The organism is Rhizobium sp. AP16 (assembly GCF_000281735.1).
GTDB classification, from domain to species: Bacteria; Pseudomonadota; Alphaproteobacteria; order Rhizobiales; family Rhizobiaceae; genus Rhizobium; species Rhizobium rhizogenes.
The window spans coordinates 46,718-62,197 of the sequence record NZ_AJVM01000005.1; the positions used below are offsets into that span (position 1 = coordinate 46,718).

Genomic DNA, 15,480 nt, shown 5'->3' on the forward strand with positions numbered 1-15,480 from the left:
CGTTTGCGCTAGACAAAACAGACCCGGCAGCCCGGATGGGCCGGTGCTGCCAACAACAACCGTTGACCTGTCATGGGGCAGGATTGCCGGATGCTTTCAGCCGAAGCCGCAAGCTTCGGCCGATCCTTGAAAGCCTCTCGTTGTCTTGCCCGTGATGCGTCACATTCGTGCGGTTGAAGATGCGCCTTGCCGACCCCCGGCGACGGCGCCTTTTCCCGCATCACGCAAGGACAAGATATGTTCGATATCCATACCGTCGAAATCGAGTGGGCAGGCCGCCCGCTGAAGCTCGAAACCGGCAAGATCGCCCGCCAGGCCGATGGCGCCGTCATGGCGACCTACGGCGAGACCGTGGTTCTTGCCACCGTCGTTTCGGCCAAGTCGCCGAAGCCGGGCCAGGATTTCTTCCCGCTCACCGTCAACTACCAGGAAAAGACCTACGCAGCCGGCAAGATCCCTGGCGGCTACTTTAAGCGCGAAGGTCGTCCGAGCGAAAAAGAAACCCTGGTTTCCCGCCTGATCGACCGCCCGATCCGCCCGCTCTTCCCGGAAGGCTACAAGAACGACACCCAGGTCGTCGTCACTGTTATCCAGCATGACCTCGAAAACGATCCGGACATCCTGTCGATGGTTGCCACCTCGGCTGCCCTGACGCTGTCGGGCGTTCCGTTCATGGGCCCGATCGGCGGCGCCCGCGTCGGCTACATCAACGGCGAATACGTGCTCAACCCGCATCTCGACGAGATGGACGAATCGAGCCTCGACCTCGTCGTCGCCGGCACGCAGGAAGCCGTGCTGATGGTTGAATCCGAAGCCAAGGAACTGTCCGAAGACGTCATGCTCGGCGCGGTCATGTTCGGTCATCGCGGCTTCCAGCCGGTCATCGACGCGATCATCAAGCTCGCCGAAGTTGCCGCCAAGGAGCCCCGCGACTTCCAGCCGGAAGATCATTCCGCTCTCGAAGCCGAGATGCTGTCGATCGCCGAAGGCGAGCTGCGCACCGCCTACAAGAACACGCAGAAGGCTGAACGCTACGCTGCCGTCGACGCCGTCAAGGCGAAGGTCAAGGCACACTTCTTCCCAGAAGGCGTCGAGCCCAAGTATTCCGCCGAAGTCATCGGCGCGGTCTTCAAGCACCTGCAGGCCAAGATCGTTCGCTGGAACATCCTCGACACCAAGAGCCGCATCGACGGCCGCGACCTGTCGACCGTTCGCGCGATCGTCTCGGAAGTCGGCGTCCTGCCGCGTACGCACGGTTCGTCGCTGTTCACCCGCGGTGAAACGCAGGCGATCGTCGTTGCCACCCTCGGCACCGGCGAAGACGAGCAGTATGTCGACAGCCTGACCGGCATGTACAAGGAACGCTTCCTTCTGCACTACAACTTCCCGCCCTACTCTGTCGGCGAAACCGGCCGCATGGGTTCCCCGGGCCGCCGCGAAATCGGCCATGGCAAGCTCGCATGGCGCGCTGTTCGCCCGATGCTGCCGACGGCGGAACAGTTCCCCTACACGCTGCGCGTCGTATCCGAAATCACCGAGTCCAACGGCTCGTCCTCGATGGCAACCGTCTGCGGCACCTCGCTGGCGCTGATGGATGCCGGCGTACCGCTCGCAAAGCCGGTTGCCGGTATCGCCATGGGCCTGATCAAGGAAGACGAACGCTTCGCCGTTCTCTCCGACATCCTGGGTGACGAAGATCATCTCGGCGACATGGACTTCAAGGTTGCCGGCACCGACGGCGGCATCACTGCCCTGCAGATGGACATCAAGATCGAAGGTATCACCGAAGAGATCATGAATGTCGCCCTGAACCAGGCCAAGGGCGGCCGTCTGCACATCCTCGGCGAAATGGCCAAGGCCATCTCCGAAAGCCGCGGCCAGCTCGGCGAATTCGCACCACGCATCGAAGTCATGAACATCCCGGTCGACAAGATCCGTGAAGTCATCGGCTCCGGCGGCAAGGTCATTCGCGAAATCGTCGAAAAGACCGGCGCCAAGATCAACATCGAAGACGACGGCACCGTCAAGATCGCCTCGTCCTCCGGCAAGGAAATCGAAGCGGCCCGCAAGTGGATCCACTCGATCGTTGCTGAGCCGGAAGTCGGTCAGATCTACGAAGGCACTGTTGTCAAGACCGCCGACTTCGGCGCTTTCGTCAACTTCTTCGGCGCCCGCGACGGCCTCGTGCATATCTCGCAGCTCGCTTCCGAGCGTGTTGCCAAGACCCAGGACGTCGTCAAGGAAGGCGACAAGGTCTGGGTCAAGCTGCTCGGCTTCGACGAGCGCGGCAAGGTCCGCCTGTCCATGAAGGTTGTCGATCAGGCGACCGGCCAGGAACTCGCCGCCAAGAAGGACGACGCGGCCGAATAAGCTGCGCCTTCACTTAAGTTCCGGGGCGCGGAATTCGTTTCCGCGCCCTTTTTCTATCCGCTGACCGCACGAGATCACACCCATGAGCCGCGACGCCCTGAAGACCCTGTTCCATCCCTTTGCCTCCGGCACCGTCGCCACGCCCGGCGAAGGCGAGCGCATCCTGTTTCTCGGCGCGGAAGCGGGTTTTTCCCTGCCTGCCGACTTTGCAGCGGAACTTTCCGCCGTCCAAGGCTTCCGGCCCTTCTACCGTCAGCTGCAGGCGCAGCGGATCGAGGTGACGCCGGAGATCGAGGGCGCGGATTATGACGGCGCGCTGGTGCTCTGCACCAAGCACAAGGGCGAGAACGAGGCGTCTATCGCCACGGCGCTGTCGCGCGTGAAAGCGGGCGGCCTTATCGTCGTTGCCGGCGGCAAGGAAGACGGGATCCAGCCGCTGCGCAAGCGCGTCGAAGGCTTCGGCCTCGAGGTCAACCATATGCCGAAATATCACGGCGTCGCCTTCTGGTTCGCGCGCCCGGCCGATATCAGCGCGCCGACCGCACAGCTGGTGAAGCCTGCTACGCGCGTCGACGGCCGTTTCACCACGACGGCGGGCATGTTCTCGCATGACCGCATCGATGCCGGCTCCGAGCTGCTCGCCTCGCGCCTGCCAACCGATTTTTCCGGCGACGCCGCCGATTTCGGTGCCGGCTGGGGCTATCTCTCGGCGGAACTGGCGACCAAGTCGCCACGGATTGCCCGTATCGACCTCTACGAGGCCCACTACGACGCGCTGGAAGCCGCGAGGGCTAATCTCCTCGCAAACTGCCCGAAGGTCGCCCAGCGCTTCTTCTGGCACGATCTGGCCGGCGAGCCGGTCAAGGACAAGTACGACCTGATCATCATGAACCCGCCCTTCCATGAGGGCCATGCCGCCGAACCTTCGCTTGGCCAGGCGATGATCAAGACGGCGTCCTCAGCGCTGCGCAGCGGCGGCCGCCTGATGCTGGTCGCCAATCGCGGCCTGCCCTACGAGCCGGTGCTGGCTGAAAACTTCAAGGAAAGCGGCGAGACCTGCCGCAATGCGCGCTTCAAGGTGCTGTGGGCGAAGAAGTAAGCGGCGGATCGGACGTCAAATCCGGTGATAGACCCTATGCACGACAAGATTTCGGAGCGTAGCTTTATTATTCGATTTGGTGCCGATCCTCGGCATGAGCCAGAGTCGGTTCACCACAATGACAGCTTGGCCTTTGCTCGAAAGTGCATATGGGCGCTTCGCGATATTGGTATGCCCGAAGCCGCTGAGAAACTGTAAGCGCGGTTGCGGGATCACCTTTCGAACCTGAGCTCAAGCCAAAACGCCGGCATGGATCAAACGCGATCCAGGAACCCACGCACTCGGATGGTCAGTAGCGCGGTCGCATCTGCGTCGTAGGACGGGAGAGAGTTGTCGGCGAAGTAGTGCTGATCGCCGGGGTACAGGAAAAGCTCCGCGTCCTCGACCTTCTCCACGATCTCGCGGGCAGCGTCGATGTCGCCCTCGCCGACGAAGATTGGGTCGTTGTCCATACCGTGAATCTGGACCGCGACGCCGTCCGGCCAAGGTCCGAAGGCCCACTCGCCACTGATCGGCATGCAAGAGTAGAAGAGCAGGGCTCCGCGGGCTCCGGGCCGTGTCTGTGCCAGCTTCTGCGCCGGCAGCACACCGAACGAGAACCCGGCATAGACGATCTCGGGAGGTAGTTCGTCGGCGAAGCGGACGCCCCGCTCCCGCATGTCTTCGAATCCGATCTCACCGATATAGGCGAGACCCTCATCAATGCTCCGGAACGTGCGTCCGGCGAACAGGTCCGGCGTGTGCACGATGTGACCGCTGGCCCGTAAGTCGTCGGCGAAGGCGCGCACACCCGGGGTCAGCCCCTGTGCGTGGTGGAACAACAAGACCTCGGCCATGCGGAGCCTCCGGGTTGGATGGTCTGGCACGCGTTCGGCCACTTTACAGAGTCACCGCCTCGCCGGGAAGAGTGCGGACGCGTTACAGAAATAACGTCGGCAAACTGCCAGACGCCCCATTGAATTGCCTTTGAGCAAGCACGGAAGTCCACCAATCTGAAAATGCCGCTGATGTCTTGCTGCATGGGACCGGGCTACCCCTACGACATCGCGAGCGAAAGCCCGCTACGTGCCCGCTCCATCCGCCCATTGGTGGCTGAGAACGGCATAGATATATTCGTCGCCCCAGACACCGTTGAAACGGTCATTTTCAATCAGATGCGCCTCGCGCCGCAGGCCGAGCCGTTCGACGACGCCGACGGAAGCGTTGTTTTGTGCATCCAGCCGCGCGAAAATCCGATGAAAGCCGAGTTTGTCAAAGCCCAAATCGATGATGGTCCGCACCGCCTCGGTTGCATAGCCTTTGCCGGCATAGGCCGGATTGAAGATATAGCCGACCTCGGCCTGTAGCGCGGCCTTGCTGGTGAGTTTCAGGCTGACATCACCCAACAGAGCGCCATCCTCCCGCCGAAGCACCGCCCAGCGCAAGGAACTACCATCTTCCGAGAGACACGAATTCAAGCTGGCATCGAAACGCTCTCGCAACGCCTCCGCCGACGGCGGATCGCGGTAGAGGAAACGATAGATGGAAGGCTGGGAGCGATAGGCGCTGTAGGCCTCGAAATCCTCGGGCATGAAGCCGCGAAGGATGAGACGTTCGGTGGATGCGAAGGGTTCGGCGTTCGTGAACGTCATCGAAAAGCCCGGCGGGATCATCCGAAAAGATTACCCCTCATGGCACTTCGCCGCGAGGGGTATCCAATTGCGATTTACTCTGCGTCAGCGCTGGCCAATGCTTCCAGCGTCGGCATCGAGGTGATGTTGTAGCCGGCATCGACGAAGTGGATTTCGCCGGTAACGCCTGCCGACAGGCCGGAGAGCAGATAGAGCGACGACGAGCCGACCTGGTCGATGGTCACAGACTTGCGCAGCGGCGCATTGCGCTGGTTCCACGACAGGATGGCGCGGGCGTCGGAAATGCCGGCGCCGGCCAGCGTGCGGATCGGGCCGGCGGAAATGGCGTTGACGCGGATGCCGCGCGGGCCGTAATCGGCGGCGAGGTAGCGCACGGAGGCTTCCAGAGCCGCCTTGGCGACGCCCATGACGTTGTAATTCGGGATCACCCGCGTCGAGCCGTTATAGGTCAGCGTCAGCATGCTGCCGCCGTCCGCCATCAGGTCGGCGGCGCGCTTGGCAATCTCGGTGAAGGAGAAACAGGAAATCACCATCGTGCGGGTGAAGTTGTCGCGCGTGGTGTTGGCGTAGAGGCCCTTCAGCTCGTTCTTGTCGGAAAAGCCGATGGCGTGGACGATGAAGTCCAGCTTGCCCCAGCGCGCCTTGATCTCGTCGAACACGGCGTCGACGGAGGCCAGATCCTCGACGTCGCAGGGCAGAAGGAAATCCGAGCCGACTTCGGCGGCGAGCGGCTTGACGCGCTTGCCGAGCGCTTCGCCCTGGAAGGTGAATGCCAGTTCCGCGCCTTCGGCGGCGAGCGCCTTCGAAATGCCCCAGGCAATCGAGTGATTGTTTGCGACGCCCATGATGAGGCCGCGCTTACCCTGCATGATTCCCGTCATTGCCTTATCCGTTGTAGCGCTGGAATACGAGCGTGGCATTGGTGCCGCCGAAACCGAAGGAATTGGAGAGAGCGATATCGATCTTGGCGTTGTCGATGCGCTTGCGCACGACCGGCACACCCTCGAATTCCGGGTCGAGTTCGGTGATATGGGCGCTTTCGCCGATGAAGCGCTCCTGCATCATCAGGATCGAATAGATCGATTCCTGCACGCCGGCAGCGCCGAGCGAATGGCCCGTCAGCGACTTGGTCGACTGGATCGGCGGGATTTTGCTACCGAAAACCTCACGAATAGCGCCGATTTCCTTGCTGTCACCGACCGGGGTCGAGGTGCCGTGGGTGTTGATGTAGTCGACATCGCCCTTCACGGTGGCGAGCGCCTGACGCATGCAGCGCACCGCGCCCTCGCCCGATGGAGCGACCATGTCGTAGCCGTCGGAGGTGGCGCCGTAGCCGACGATTTCGGCATAGATCTTGGCGCCGCGCGCCTTGGCGTGTTCCAGTTCCTCGAGTACCAGCACGCCGGCGCCGCCGGCGATGACGAAGCCGTCACGGCTGGCGTCATAGGCGCGCGAGGCGGTTTCCGGGTGATCCTCGTTGAACTTGGAGGACATGGCGCCCATGGCGTCGAAGAGGTTCGACATGGTCCAGTCGAGATCCTCATGGCCGCCGGCGAACATCACGTCCTGCTTGCCCCACTGGATCATCTCGGCGGCGTTGCCGATGCAATGCGCCGAAGTCGAGCATGCCGACGAGATGGAATAATTGACACCGTAGATCTTGAACCAGGTGGCGAGCGTCGCCGAGGCCGTGGACGACATCGCCTTCGGCACGGCGAAGGGGCCGACGCGCTTCGGGCTGTTGTTCTTGCGGGTAATGTCGGCGGCTTCAATCAGCGTGCGCGTCGACGGGCCGCCAGAGCCCATGATGATACCGGTGCGCTCATTGGAGATATCGCTCTCTTCAAGGCCGCTATCGGCGAGCGCCTGCTTCATAGCGACATGGTTCCAGGCACCACCCTGCGACAGGAAGCGCATCGCGCGGCGGTCCACCAGATCGGTCGTGTCGATCTTGGGCGAGCCCCAGACCTGGCACTTGAAACCATGCTCGGCGAAATCGTTCGAAAACGAGATACCCGACTTGGCTTCGCGCAACGACGCGGTAACTTCTTGCGCATCGTTCCCAATGGATGAAACGATACCCAGACCAGTGACAACAACCCGTCTCATGTCGATGACCTTTTCTAAAACGCAGTCTTTGTGGAGGCGGCAGGGCCGCGGTTCAGGCAGCCTTGTCCTTTGACAGGCCGACGCGCAGGTCGCTCGCCTGATAAATAACTTCGCCGTCGGCTTTCAAGTAGCCATCGGCAGTCCCGAGAACAAGACGGCCGCGCATGACGCGCTTGAAGTCGATGCCGTATTCGAGGAGCTTCGTGTCTGGACGAACCATGCCCTTGAACTTCACTTCGCCGGTCGACAGCGCCATGCCGCGGCCAGGCTCGCCGAGCCAGCCGAGGAAGAAGCCGGTCAGCTGCCACATGCCGTCAAGGCCGAGGCAGCCCGGCATGATCGGATTGCCGGCAAAATGGCAGGGGAAGTACCAGTCGTCGGGACGCACGTCATATTCAGCGCGAATGTAACCCTTGTCGAAAGCACCACCGGTTTCGGAAATATCTGTAATGCGATGGACCATCAGCATCGGTGGTAGGGGAAGCTGCGCATTGCCCGGGCCGAACAATTCGCCGCGGCCGCAGGACAGGATTTCCTCATAGTTGAAGCTGGATTGTCTCGTCGTCATAAAAATTCCGTTCCCCCGCATGGATGCCGTGGATGTGAAGCTTTAGTGCAAGATCGAGGGAAAATGAAGCGTAAGCATGACACGCTCATTTTGCCGCCCGATGGCCGCACTTCGCTATATGTGGTCGTCGCATACAGGAACGCTAGGGCTGCTGCCAGTGGCAAATGCGGCAAGAGCCCTATTTTTCCGGCTATTGACAGCCTTCCCACCCCATCGAAACTATTGAAAGCAATCCGTGCAAAAGTTATATGGCTTAATCAAGAATTACAGAGATCAGGAATCCGGAGTTCCCTGAATGGCGGAAGAAGCCGAAATCGCGATCGAAACCAGGCTGCGCAATGCCGGCCTGAGGCCGACCCGACAGCGCATTGCGCTCGGCGATCTGCTTTTTGCCAAGGGTGACCGCCACCTGACCGTCGAGGAGCTTCACGAGGAAGCCGTCACCGCCGGCGTTCCGGTCTCGCTTGCCACCGTCTACAACACGCTCCATCAGTTCACCGAGGCCGGCCTGATCCGCGTGCTGGCCGTCGAAAGCGCCAAGACATATTTCGACACCAACGTTTCCGACCACCACCACTTCTTCGTCGAAGGACATAATGAAGTGCTGGATATTCCGATCAGCAATCTGACGATCGCCAATCTGCCGGAGCCGCCTGTGGGCATGGAAATCGCTCATGTCGACGTCGTCATCCGCCTGCGCCGCAAGCAGCGGTAAGCCGCAAGCTTATAGTTCACATCACATCGTCGGGATGCCGGCCGGGCCTATGATGATAGGTCGGGAAGGTCCAGCCGAACCAGAGCGCACCGCCGCGCACGGCGAAGGCGGCGGCAACGCCGAGCCCTGCCGAGGCATAGAGCGGCATCATCGTCGCGTTGGCGGCAGTGAAGACGCCAGCGCCGATGAGGGCGGCGGTCACATAGATTTCCGGCCGCAGCAGCACCGAGGGCTCGTTTGCGAGCAGATCGCGCAGGATGCCGCCGAAGGTCGCCGTCAGAGCGCCGGTGACGATGGCAACCGTCGGCGAGCCCGTCGCCGCCATGCCCTTGGCAGCCCCCATGACGCAATAGGCCGACAGGCCGATGGCATCGAGCCAGATCAGCAGCCGATAGCGTGATTCGAACAGATGAGCGGTGAAGAAGACCAAAACGCCGACCAAAGCGCAGATAATGACATAGGTCGGGTTCAGCACCCAGAAGACCGGTACACGACCAAGAATGATATCCCTCAGCGTGCCGCCGCCGGTGCCGGTGACCGCGGCAAAAAACAGGAAGCCGATCAGATCGAGCTGCTTGCGCGAGGCCGCCAGCGCGCCGGTCGCGGCGAAAAGCGCGACGCCGGCATAGTCGAGAAACGAAAGAAGCGACATCGGGAACTCCAACAGAATGCCGGCGGCGATTTTGATGGAGTGAATCACGGTGGCAAGGGCCGCGCAAGCAGGCAGGTGTAAAGATGCCGAAGCGGACGCGACAACCCCCGCGGTCGCTTCGTGCTTTGGAGAGGAAACCCCGTTGAAATCCCTGCTGATCGTGATCCTCAATCTCGTCGCGTTCGTCATCCTGCCCGTCACGGCGCAAGCGCAGCAATCGCTGCTGCAGGATCCGGTGGCCTATGAGAGGGATCACTTCACCAAGCGCTGCGAGGGCCAGGCAAGCTTCGGCGACGGCTTTGCCACCGAGCGGGACTTCAACAACGACAAGCTTATGGACATCGTCGTCAACGAAGGCGAGATCACCTGCAAGGGCGAAAAAGGCCCCGACTGCACCGACGAGGGCTGCCCCTATAATTTCTACGTCCATGTCGTCGAGGGCGGCTACATCCTCGTCGCGACGGCGCGAATCTACGGCTATGATTTCATCCAGCGCTTCGGCAACATGGTGCTGGTCATGAAAATGCATCCGCGCTTCTGCGACCGCACCGACGGTGACCCTTGCGAGATCACCGTCCGCGTTCGCGGCGTCAAATTCGTCACTATCTCGAAAAAGTAGAGCCTACGGCGCTGACGCATAGTTACGGTCAAAACGCGTAGTTACGGTCCGGGATAAAACGCCGAGGTGCGGCCGACGGCATAATAGCCGACGAGGCCGATCCACTCGCGCACGCCGGTCGACAGCAACTGCGCGTTCAGCGACGGCTGGGTGAAATCGAGGCCGAGCGTTTCCTTGCCGGTGCTGCGATAATCCACGGGCCAGGGCACGACATCGATGCCCTGCTTGCGGAAAATGCCCATGGAGCGCGGCATGTGGAAGCCGGAGGTGATCAGCAGGCAACCGGACAGCCCGTTCTGCGCCAGCAGCTCCTTGGTATTGACGGCGTTCTCGAAGGTGGTGCGCGAGGTCTTGTCCTCGACGAGGCGATCCTTGCCGATGCCGAGCGCCGTGAAGAAACGCTCGGAGATGACGGCATCGCCTTCGTAATCACCGCCGATCGAGCCATCGCCGCCGGACACGACGATGCGGGCCTGCGGATATTTCTGCGCCAGCCGCAGGGCCTCGATCAGGCGATCACCGCCCGAATCGAGCTCATAGCCGCCGCGCACCGTCGTCACCTGGTTCTGCGTGGCGCCACCGAGCACGATCATGCATTTCAGATCCGCCGGATCGGCCGCGACACGCGGAAAACGCTCCTCCAGCCCCTGGACGACATAGGCGCCCGCGTTCGTATAAAGCGCCACAAACAGGATCAGGATCGACAGCAATGACGAGGCAAGCGCGATCCCGCGCCGGCGGACGAGGACGCTGATGAAGGCCAGCACGCCGAACAAAAAGGCCAGGGATAGCGGCTGACCGAAAATCCAGACAAGTTTGGAAAAAACGAACAAAATGTATCCTCGCGCTTTTCGAGCCGAAGCTCCAATGGGCATTGGCGGAAAACGATTCGTCTTTTCCTAGCAGATTTTTGTGCACTGCAATGTGGCTATTTCGATCTTGGTGGCGCTCTTGCATCGCGAGCGTTTTTTCGTCATAGAAACATCGTTGCTTCAGATCGAAGCTCCGTAAGCGTTTACGTCAATCAACGCGCAACCCGTCAATCGGCGCTGCGCAATTGCTCTGATTGGCATCTTACGGAGATCCACCATGCCAAACGGCAAACTCCCAAAACATTACAGCGCGGTCGTCATGCCGCTTATCCTGTCGCTGCTGATGACCTCGGTCGTCTCGGCGATCAGCATTCTGCGGTCGCAGGGCGTGACGGCTGAGGCATTCGCCCTGTGGCCATCCACCTGGGGGATTTCATGGGCAATCGCCTTCCCGGTGCTGCTGCTGTTGCTGCCTGTCGTTCGCCGCGTGACCGCCGCGATCGTCGAATCGTAATCCGGCTTGGCCGATGGACCGCAAAGGCGCTCCGTCGGCCGAAGATGCAAATGGCCGGCATATCTATTTCGATCTCTTCACCATCGACGCCGTCACCATCAGGCGCTGATTGAACCGGCGCTGCAGCGGTCGCGGGATGAAAAGGGTCGCGAACGCAAGGGAAAGCGCGACCATCGACACCAGCCAGAGGGCATGCGAGCCAAAGGCGCCGGCCAGAAGCGCGCCGAGGATGGCGCCGATAATCATGCCGCTCCAGGGCACGATCTGCACCGTCCAGGCGAAATCGCGGTCGCCGAGGATAAAGCGGCCGATCCCGCGCCCGAAGCGCGACAGCGCGCCGGTGACATAGGTGAGCCCGATCGGTAGGCCCTCGATGTGCTCGACGGTGGCATTGACCATGCCCATGGCCAGCACGACCAGATAGAACTGCACGAGGATCAGCGACGGCACCTCGAAACCGGCTGCCAGCGCCAGCAGGATGCTGACGCAGGCCAACACGACAAAGGCCCGCCGATCGGCGGCATGGGCAACGACGATCCCCAGCGCGTTGCCGCCGATAAAGGTGACGATCGCCGCAAACAGCACTGCGGCATGGCCGAAATCCCCCGTCCCAAGCGCAATCGCCGCCCGCGTCGTATTGCCGGTCATGAAGGACACGAAGTTCCCAGTCAGCATGAGCCCCACCGCGTCGGTCATCCCGGCAATAAAGGAGATCGAGGCAACGAGCAGAAACCCCGTCACCGTACGACGGGTCTTGATGAGGCGACGGCGACGCTGTCTGGTCATGGTCGAATCGGATGGGTTGATGGGACGGTGGAGGCTAGCATGAAGTGGGTGGGATGCGGAGGGGTTGATCGAGGTGAGTGTGCGGGTGGTGGTGAATTGGATACGAAGCTATAGCCTCTTCTTCGCGAAAGCCCGCCCTGAGCCGGATTTCAGATATTTTTCGAATGCGAGCGCCTGCGCCTCATCGGAAAAAGCGATGTAGGTCTTGAGGGAGCAAGGAGCGTATTTTGAGGTATGCGGGACCTCCTTGGAATTATGCTTTGCCAAGCGAGCTTTCAGGTCGCCCGTCACCCAGACGTAGTGATGGTCAGGAGCCTCAATGCTCGTGAGGACGTAGACATACTTCACGCAGAGGCATGATAGTGCGTCCGAGCAAGTACGCAACCATAGCGATACATTATTGCTTCTGACAGTAATAGCAATCTTCGAAAGGATGAGAGAAGAGTTTGCATCGAGTGGAGAAAACCCCGCTTACGTTGCTTCGCAACTTCAGCGCGGCAGCCTTCGCTACCTTCTCGCCTTCAGCCCATCAAACCCTCCGGGCTTGCCGAGCCGAAGCTCGCAGAGCGAAGGTTGGTGGAGCTAAGCGGGATCGAACCGCTGACCTCTTGCATGCCATGCAAGCGCTCTCCCAGCTGAGCTATAGCCCCATCAAGATGGTGCCGGTTGAACCGGCCCTGGGTCCCTTCGAAGCGTTTCGCCCGTCGGGGTGGCGGCTTATTACTTCTGGTTTTTACAGATAGCAAGCCGAAATTTTCGGCCCGGAAAACTTTTCTTGTTTTACCGGGCCGACTGTCCGCAAATCAAACGTCGTCGTCGTCGCCGGTCACGCCGATGATGTCGCTCATGTCGTCATCATCTTCGTCTTCGTCGGCTTCGAGGAAGGTGTCGTCGTCATCGTCGCCGATTTCGACATCGTCATCGCCGATATCCGGGATCTCGTCGCCGGCAACCGCCTCATCGGCGTCCTCCAGCGAGACCAGCTCGACCTCGGTGTTTTCGGTATCGACTTCAGCCACTTCCTCTTCTTCCGGAACTTCCTTGGCAGCGGAGGTTTCCTCGAAGTAGGACAGGGGCCAGGACTTGCCGGTATAGGGCGAGACGACCGGGTCCCGGTTCAGGTCATAGAATTTCTTGCCGTTGTCCGGATCGGTACGTTTTGTTCCAAGTTCCGCTTTCGCCACTGTCAAAGCCTCATGAATGGCCGAATCAATATTCGGCAAGCCGGGAAAGCCGGCCTTTTAAGGGAAATTATCAGCCGGTCCCCTTAATCGTTACCGCAGGCCCTGTCAAAGCCAAACTTTATATACAGCAAGAAGGGTTTTCCCCGCATACCGGGATGACCCGGCAACATCTCTGTGATATCGAGCCCGCGTGAACCGCAGGGCAGCTGGCGCAACCGGACCGAAGTCAGCGATAATGCGGCATAGATAACGGCATTGCAAAGGAATTGCCCATGCCGCACGACACTCATTCGCGGCCCGCGACAGCGCGCCGTTCGACCAATCTTTCCGGCACCATCCGCGTTCCTGGCGACAAATCCATTTCGCACCGCGCCTTCATGTTCGGCGGCCTCGCCTCCGGCGAAACCCGTATCACCGGCCTGCTCGAGGGCGAGGATGTGCTCAACACCGGCAAGGCCATGCGGGCCATGGGCGCCAAGATCGAGAAGGCCGGCGACGAATGGATCATCAAGGGCGTCGGCAACGGCGCACTGCTGGCCCCTGAGGCTCCCCTCGACTTCGGCAATGCCGGCACCGGCAGCCGCCTGACCATGGGTCTTGTCGGCGTCTATCATTTCGAATCCACCTTCATCGGCGATGCCTCGCTCTCCAAACGGCCAATGGGCCGCATCCTCGATCCGCTCCGGCAGATGGGCGTGCAGGTCAAATCGAGCGAGGGCGACCGGCTGCCGGTGACGCTGCATGGACCCGAGACCGCCAATCCGATCACCTACCGCGTGCCGATGGCCTCGGCGCAGGTGAAATCCGCCGTGCTGCTCGCCGGCCTCAATGCGCCGGGGATCACCTCCGTCATCGAGCCGGTCATGACCCGCGACCATACGGAAAAGATGCTGGCCGGCTTCGGCGCCGAACTTTCGGTTGAGACCGATCGCGACGGCGTTCGCATCATCCGCCTTCAGGGCCAGGGCAAGCTTTTCGGCCAGACCATCGACGTTCCAGGCGACCCCTCCTCGACTGCCTTTCCGCTGGTCGCAGCATTGATCGTTGCCGGCTCCGACATCACCATCCGCAACGTGCTGATGAACCCGACCCGCACCGGCCTGATCCTGACGCTGCAGGAGATGGGCGCCGATATCGAGATCCTCGACAAGCGCCTTGCCGGCGGCGAGGATGTCGCGGATCTGCGCGTGCGGTCCTCGGCGCTCAAGGGCGTCACGGTGCCGGCCGAGCGGGCGCCGTCGATGATCGACGAATATCCGGTCCTCGCCGTTGCCGCCGCCTTTGCCGAGGGCACGACGGTCATGCTGGGTCTGGAAGAACTGCGGGTCAAGGAATCCGATCGTCTCTCGGCGGTTGCCGAAGGGCTGACGCTCAACGGCGTCGATTGCACCGAAGGCGAGGCTTCGCTAACTGTGCGGGGCCGGCCGGATGGGAAAGGTCTCGGCAATGCCGGCGGCGAGGTCAAGACCCATCTCGACCACCGCATCGCGATGAGTTTCCTCGTGATGGGGCTCGCCTCGGAACATCCGGTCAAGGTCGACGACAGCGCGATGATCGCCACCAGCTTTCCGGAGTTTTTCGATCTGATGGCGGAACTTGGCGCCGATATGGACGTGGAAGGAAGCATATCTCCGTGACGACACCGTTTACGATCGCCATCGACGGACCGGCCGCGGCAGGCAAGGGAACCTTGTCGCGCCGGATTGCCGACCAGTATGGTTTCCACCATCTCGACACCGGCCTGATCTATCGGGCAACGGCCAAGGCCCTGCTCGATGCCGGTCTGCCGCTTAATGACGAGGCCATGGCGGAGGCGATGGCGCGCAAGGTTGATTTTGGCGGGCTCGACCGTGCCGTGCTGTCAAAACACGAGATCGGCGAGGCGGCCTCGAAGGTCGCCGTCATGCCGGCGGTGCGCCGGGTATTGGTCGAGGCGCAACGCGCCTTTTCGCGCAAGGAGCCGGGCACGGTTCTCGACGGGCGCGACATCGGCACCGTCATCCGCCCGGATGCGCCGGTGAAGATCTACGTCACGGCCTCGGCCGAGGTTCGCGCAAAGCGGCGTTACGACGAAATCGCCGATGCCGGCGGCAGTGCCGATTATCAGGCGATTTTCGAGGACGTGAAACGTCGCGACGAGCGCGATATGGGCCGGGCCGACAGCCCCTTGCGGCCGGCGGAAGACGCGCACTTGCTTGATACCTCGGAAATGAGTATAGAAGCGGCGTTTCAGGCGGCAAAGTCGATCATCGACGCCGCTCTGAGCCGAAATGCCTAACATGCGAGCGGCTTTCGCGTGCCTTGCGCACGAAGCCGCCGATTTTTAGAAGCCTGACATTCCGTCCAAGCGCCGGATAGCTTTCCCAAGGGAAGGCGGACTGGATGCAGGCCTGTTCAACACAAACCACCGGCGCATCAGTG

General features: G+C 61.3%; 17 protein-coding genes and 1 tRNA gene. 7 read left to right on the forward strand and 11 right to left on the reverse strand.

Features of this window, described 5'->3' with window-relative positions:
- Positions 1–237: 237 nt before the first annotated feature.
- Together pnp and PMI03_RS04455 are read left to right on the forward strand one after the other, a co-directional pair.
- On the forward strand, positions 238–2,370 hold the full coding sequence (gene pnp / locus PMI03_RS04450) for a polyribonucleotide nucleotidyltransferase (RefSeq protein ID WP_007690308.1): 2,133 nt from the start codon (positions 238–240) through the stop codon (positions 2,368–2,370).
- A gap of 82 nt (positions 2,371–2,452) precedes the next feature.
- A complete protein-coding gene (locus PMI03_RS04455; protein ID WP_007690310.1) occupies positions 2,453–3,469 on the forward strand; it encodes a class I SAM-dependent methyltransferase in 1,017 nt (338 codons plus the stop codon).
- 254 nt (positions 3,470–3,723) lie between these two features.
- Here the strand turns inward: PMI03_RS04455 and PMI03_RS04460 are convergent, their stop codons facing one another.
- The 5 genes from PMI03_RS04460 to fabA all read right to left on the reverse strand — a co-directional run bounded on the left by PMI03_RS04460 (position 3,724) and on the right by fabA (position 7,777).
- Entirely contained in the window at positions 3,724–4,305 is a 582-nt protein-coding gene (locus PMI03_RS04460; protein ID WP_007690313.1) for a dienelactone hydrolase family protein, read from the reverse strand.
- Between the two features lie 225 nt (positions 4,306–4,530).
- Positions 4,531–5,121 (reverse strand): GNAT family N-acetyltransferase, encoded by a 591-nt coding sequence (locus PMI03_RS04465; protein ID WP_007690316.1) that lies wholly within the window; start codon positions 5,119–5,121, stop codon positions 4,531–4,533.
- Positions 5,122–5,174: 53 nt separating this feature from the next.
- Positions 5,175–5,981: an enoyl-ACP reductase FabI gene (gene fabI, locus PMI03_RS04470; RefSeq protein ID WP_007690318.1), complete on the reverse strand. Its 807-nt coding sequence runs from the start codon at positions 5,979–5,981 to the stop codon at positions 5,175–5,177.
- 4 nt (positions 5,982–5,985) lie between these two features.
- The gene (fabB, locus tag PMI03_RS04475) at positions 5,986–7,209 is read right to left on the reverse strand and encodes a beta-ketoacyl-ACP synthase I (RefSeq protein ID WP_007690319.1); all 1,224 of its coding nucleotides are present in this window, start codon (positions 7,207–7,209) and stop codon (positions 5,986–5,988) included.
- 52 nt (positions 7,210–7,261) lie between these two features.
- Positions 7,262–7,777, reverse strand: a complete 516-nt coding sequence (gene fabA / locus PMI03_RS04480; RefSeq protein WP_007690321.1) for a 3-hydroxyacyl-[acyl-carrier-protein] dehydratase FabA — start codon at positions 7,775–7,777, stop codon at positions 7,262–7,264.
- A gap of 295 nt (positions 7,778–8,072) precedes the next feature.
- Here fabA and irrA point away from each other — a divergent pair, with 295 nt between their 5' ends.
- Entirely contained in the window at positions 8,073–8,492 is a 420-nt protein-coding gene (gene irrA / locus PMI03_RS04485; protein ID WP_007690323.1) for an iron response transcriptional regulator IrrA, read from the forward strand.
- 16 nt (positions 8,493–8,508) lie between these two features.
- On the opposite strand, the gene PMI03_RS04490 is transcribed toward irrA, so the two are convergent.
- The gene (locus PMI03_RS04490; protein ID WP_007690325.1) at positions 8,509–9,144 is read right to left on the reverse strand and encodes a trimeric intracellular cation channel family protein; all 636 of its coding nucleotides are present in this window, start codon (positions 9,142–9,144) and stop codon (positions 8,509–8,511) included.
- A 142-nt stretch (positions 9,145–9,286) separates the two neighbouring features.
- On the opposite strand from PMI03_RS04490, the gene PMI03_RS04495 reads away from it, so the two are divergent.
- Positions 9,287–9,763, forward strand: coding sequence for a hypothetical protein (locus tag PMI03_RS04495; protein ID WP_034516922.1), 477 nt, complete (start codon positions 9,287–9,289; stop codon positions 9,761–9,763).
- A gap of 41 nt (positions 9,764–9,804) precedes the next feature.
- Here the strand turns inward: PMI03_RS04495 and PMI03_RS04500 are convergent, their stop codons facing one another.
- Complete coding sequence (locus tag PMI03_RS04500) at positions 9,805–10,596, reverse strand: YdcF family protein (protein WP_007690329.1); 792 nt, start codon at positions 10,594–10,596, stop codon at positions 9,805–9,807.
- A gap of 256 nt (positions 10,597–10,852) precedes the next feature.
- On the opposite strand from PMI03_RS04500, the gene PMI03_RS04505 reads away from it, so the two are divergent.
- On the forward strand, positions 10,853–11,089 hold the full coding sequence (locus PMI03_RS04505) for a DUF2798 domain-containing protein (protein ID WP_007690331.1): 237 nt from the start codon (positions 10,853–10,855) through the stop codon (positions 11,087–11,089).
- 63 nt (positions 11,090–11,152) lie between these two features.
- On the opposite strand, the gene PMI03_RS04510 is transcribed toward PMI03_RS04505, so the two are convergent.
- From PMI03_RS04510 to PMI03_RS04525, 4 genes are all read right to left on the reverse strand, one after another.
- On the reverse strand, positions 11,153–11,875 hold the full coding sequence (locus PMI03_RS04510) for a YoaK family protein (protein WP_007690333.1): 723 nt from the start codon (positions 11,873–11,875) through the stop codon (positions 11,153–11,155).
- Positions 11,876–11,983: 108 nt separating this feature from the next.
- Positions 11,984–12,223: a GIY-YIG nuclease family protein gene (locus PMI03_RS04515; RefSeq protein WP_039973622.1), complete on the reverse strand. Its 240-nt coding sequence runs from the start codon at positions 12,221–12,223 to the stop codon at positions 11,984–11,986.
- A gap of 226 nt (positions 12,224–12,449) precedes the next feature.
- Positions 12,450–12,525 (reverse strand) — tRNA-Ala (locus tag PMI03_RS04520).
- Positions 12,526–12,678: 153 nt separating this feature from the next.
- On the reverse strand, positions 12,679–13,059 hold the full coding sequence (locus PMI03_RS04525; protein ID WP_007690334.1) for a TIGR02300 family protein: 381 nt from the start codon (positions 13,057–13,059) through the stop codon (positions 12,679–12,681).
- Positions 13,060–13,331: 272 nt separating this feature from the next.
- Here PMI03_RS04525 and aroA point away from each other — a divergent pair, with 272 nt between their 5' ends.
- Positions 13,332–14,696: a 3-phosphoshikimate 1-carboxyvinyltransferase gene (gene aroA, locus PMI03_RS04530; protein ID WP_007690336.1), complete on the forward strand. Its 1,365-nt coding sequence runs from the start codon at positions 13,332–13,334 to the stop codon at positions 14,694–14,696.
- Positions 14,693–15,337: a (d)CMP kinase gene (gene cmk, locus PMI03_RS04535; RefSeq protein WP_007690341.1), complete on the forward strand. Its 645-nt coding sequence runs from the start codon at positions 14,693–14,695 to the stop codon at positions 15,335–15,337. Before aroA ends, cmk begins: the two co-directional genes overlap by 4 nt.
- The last annotated feature ends 143 nt before the right edge of the window (positions 15,338–15,480 follow it).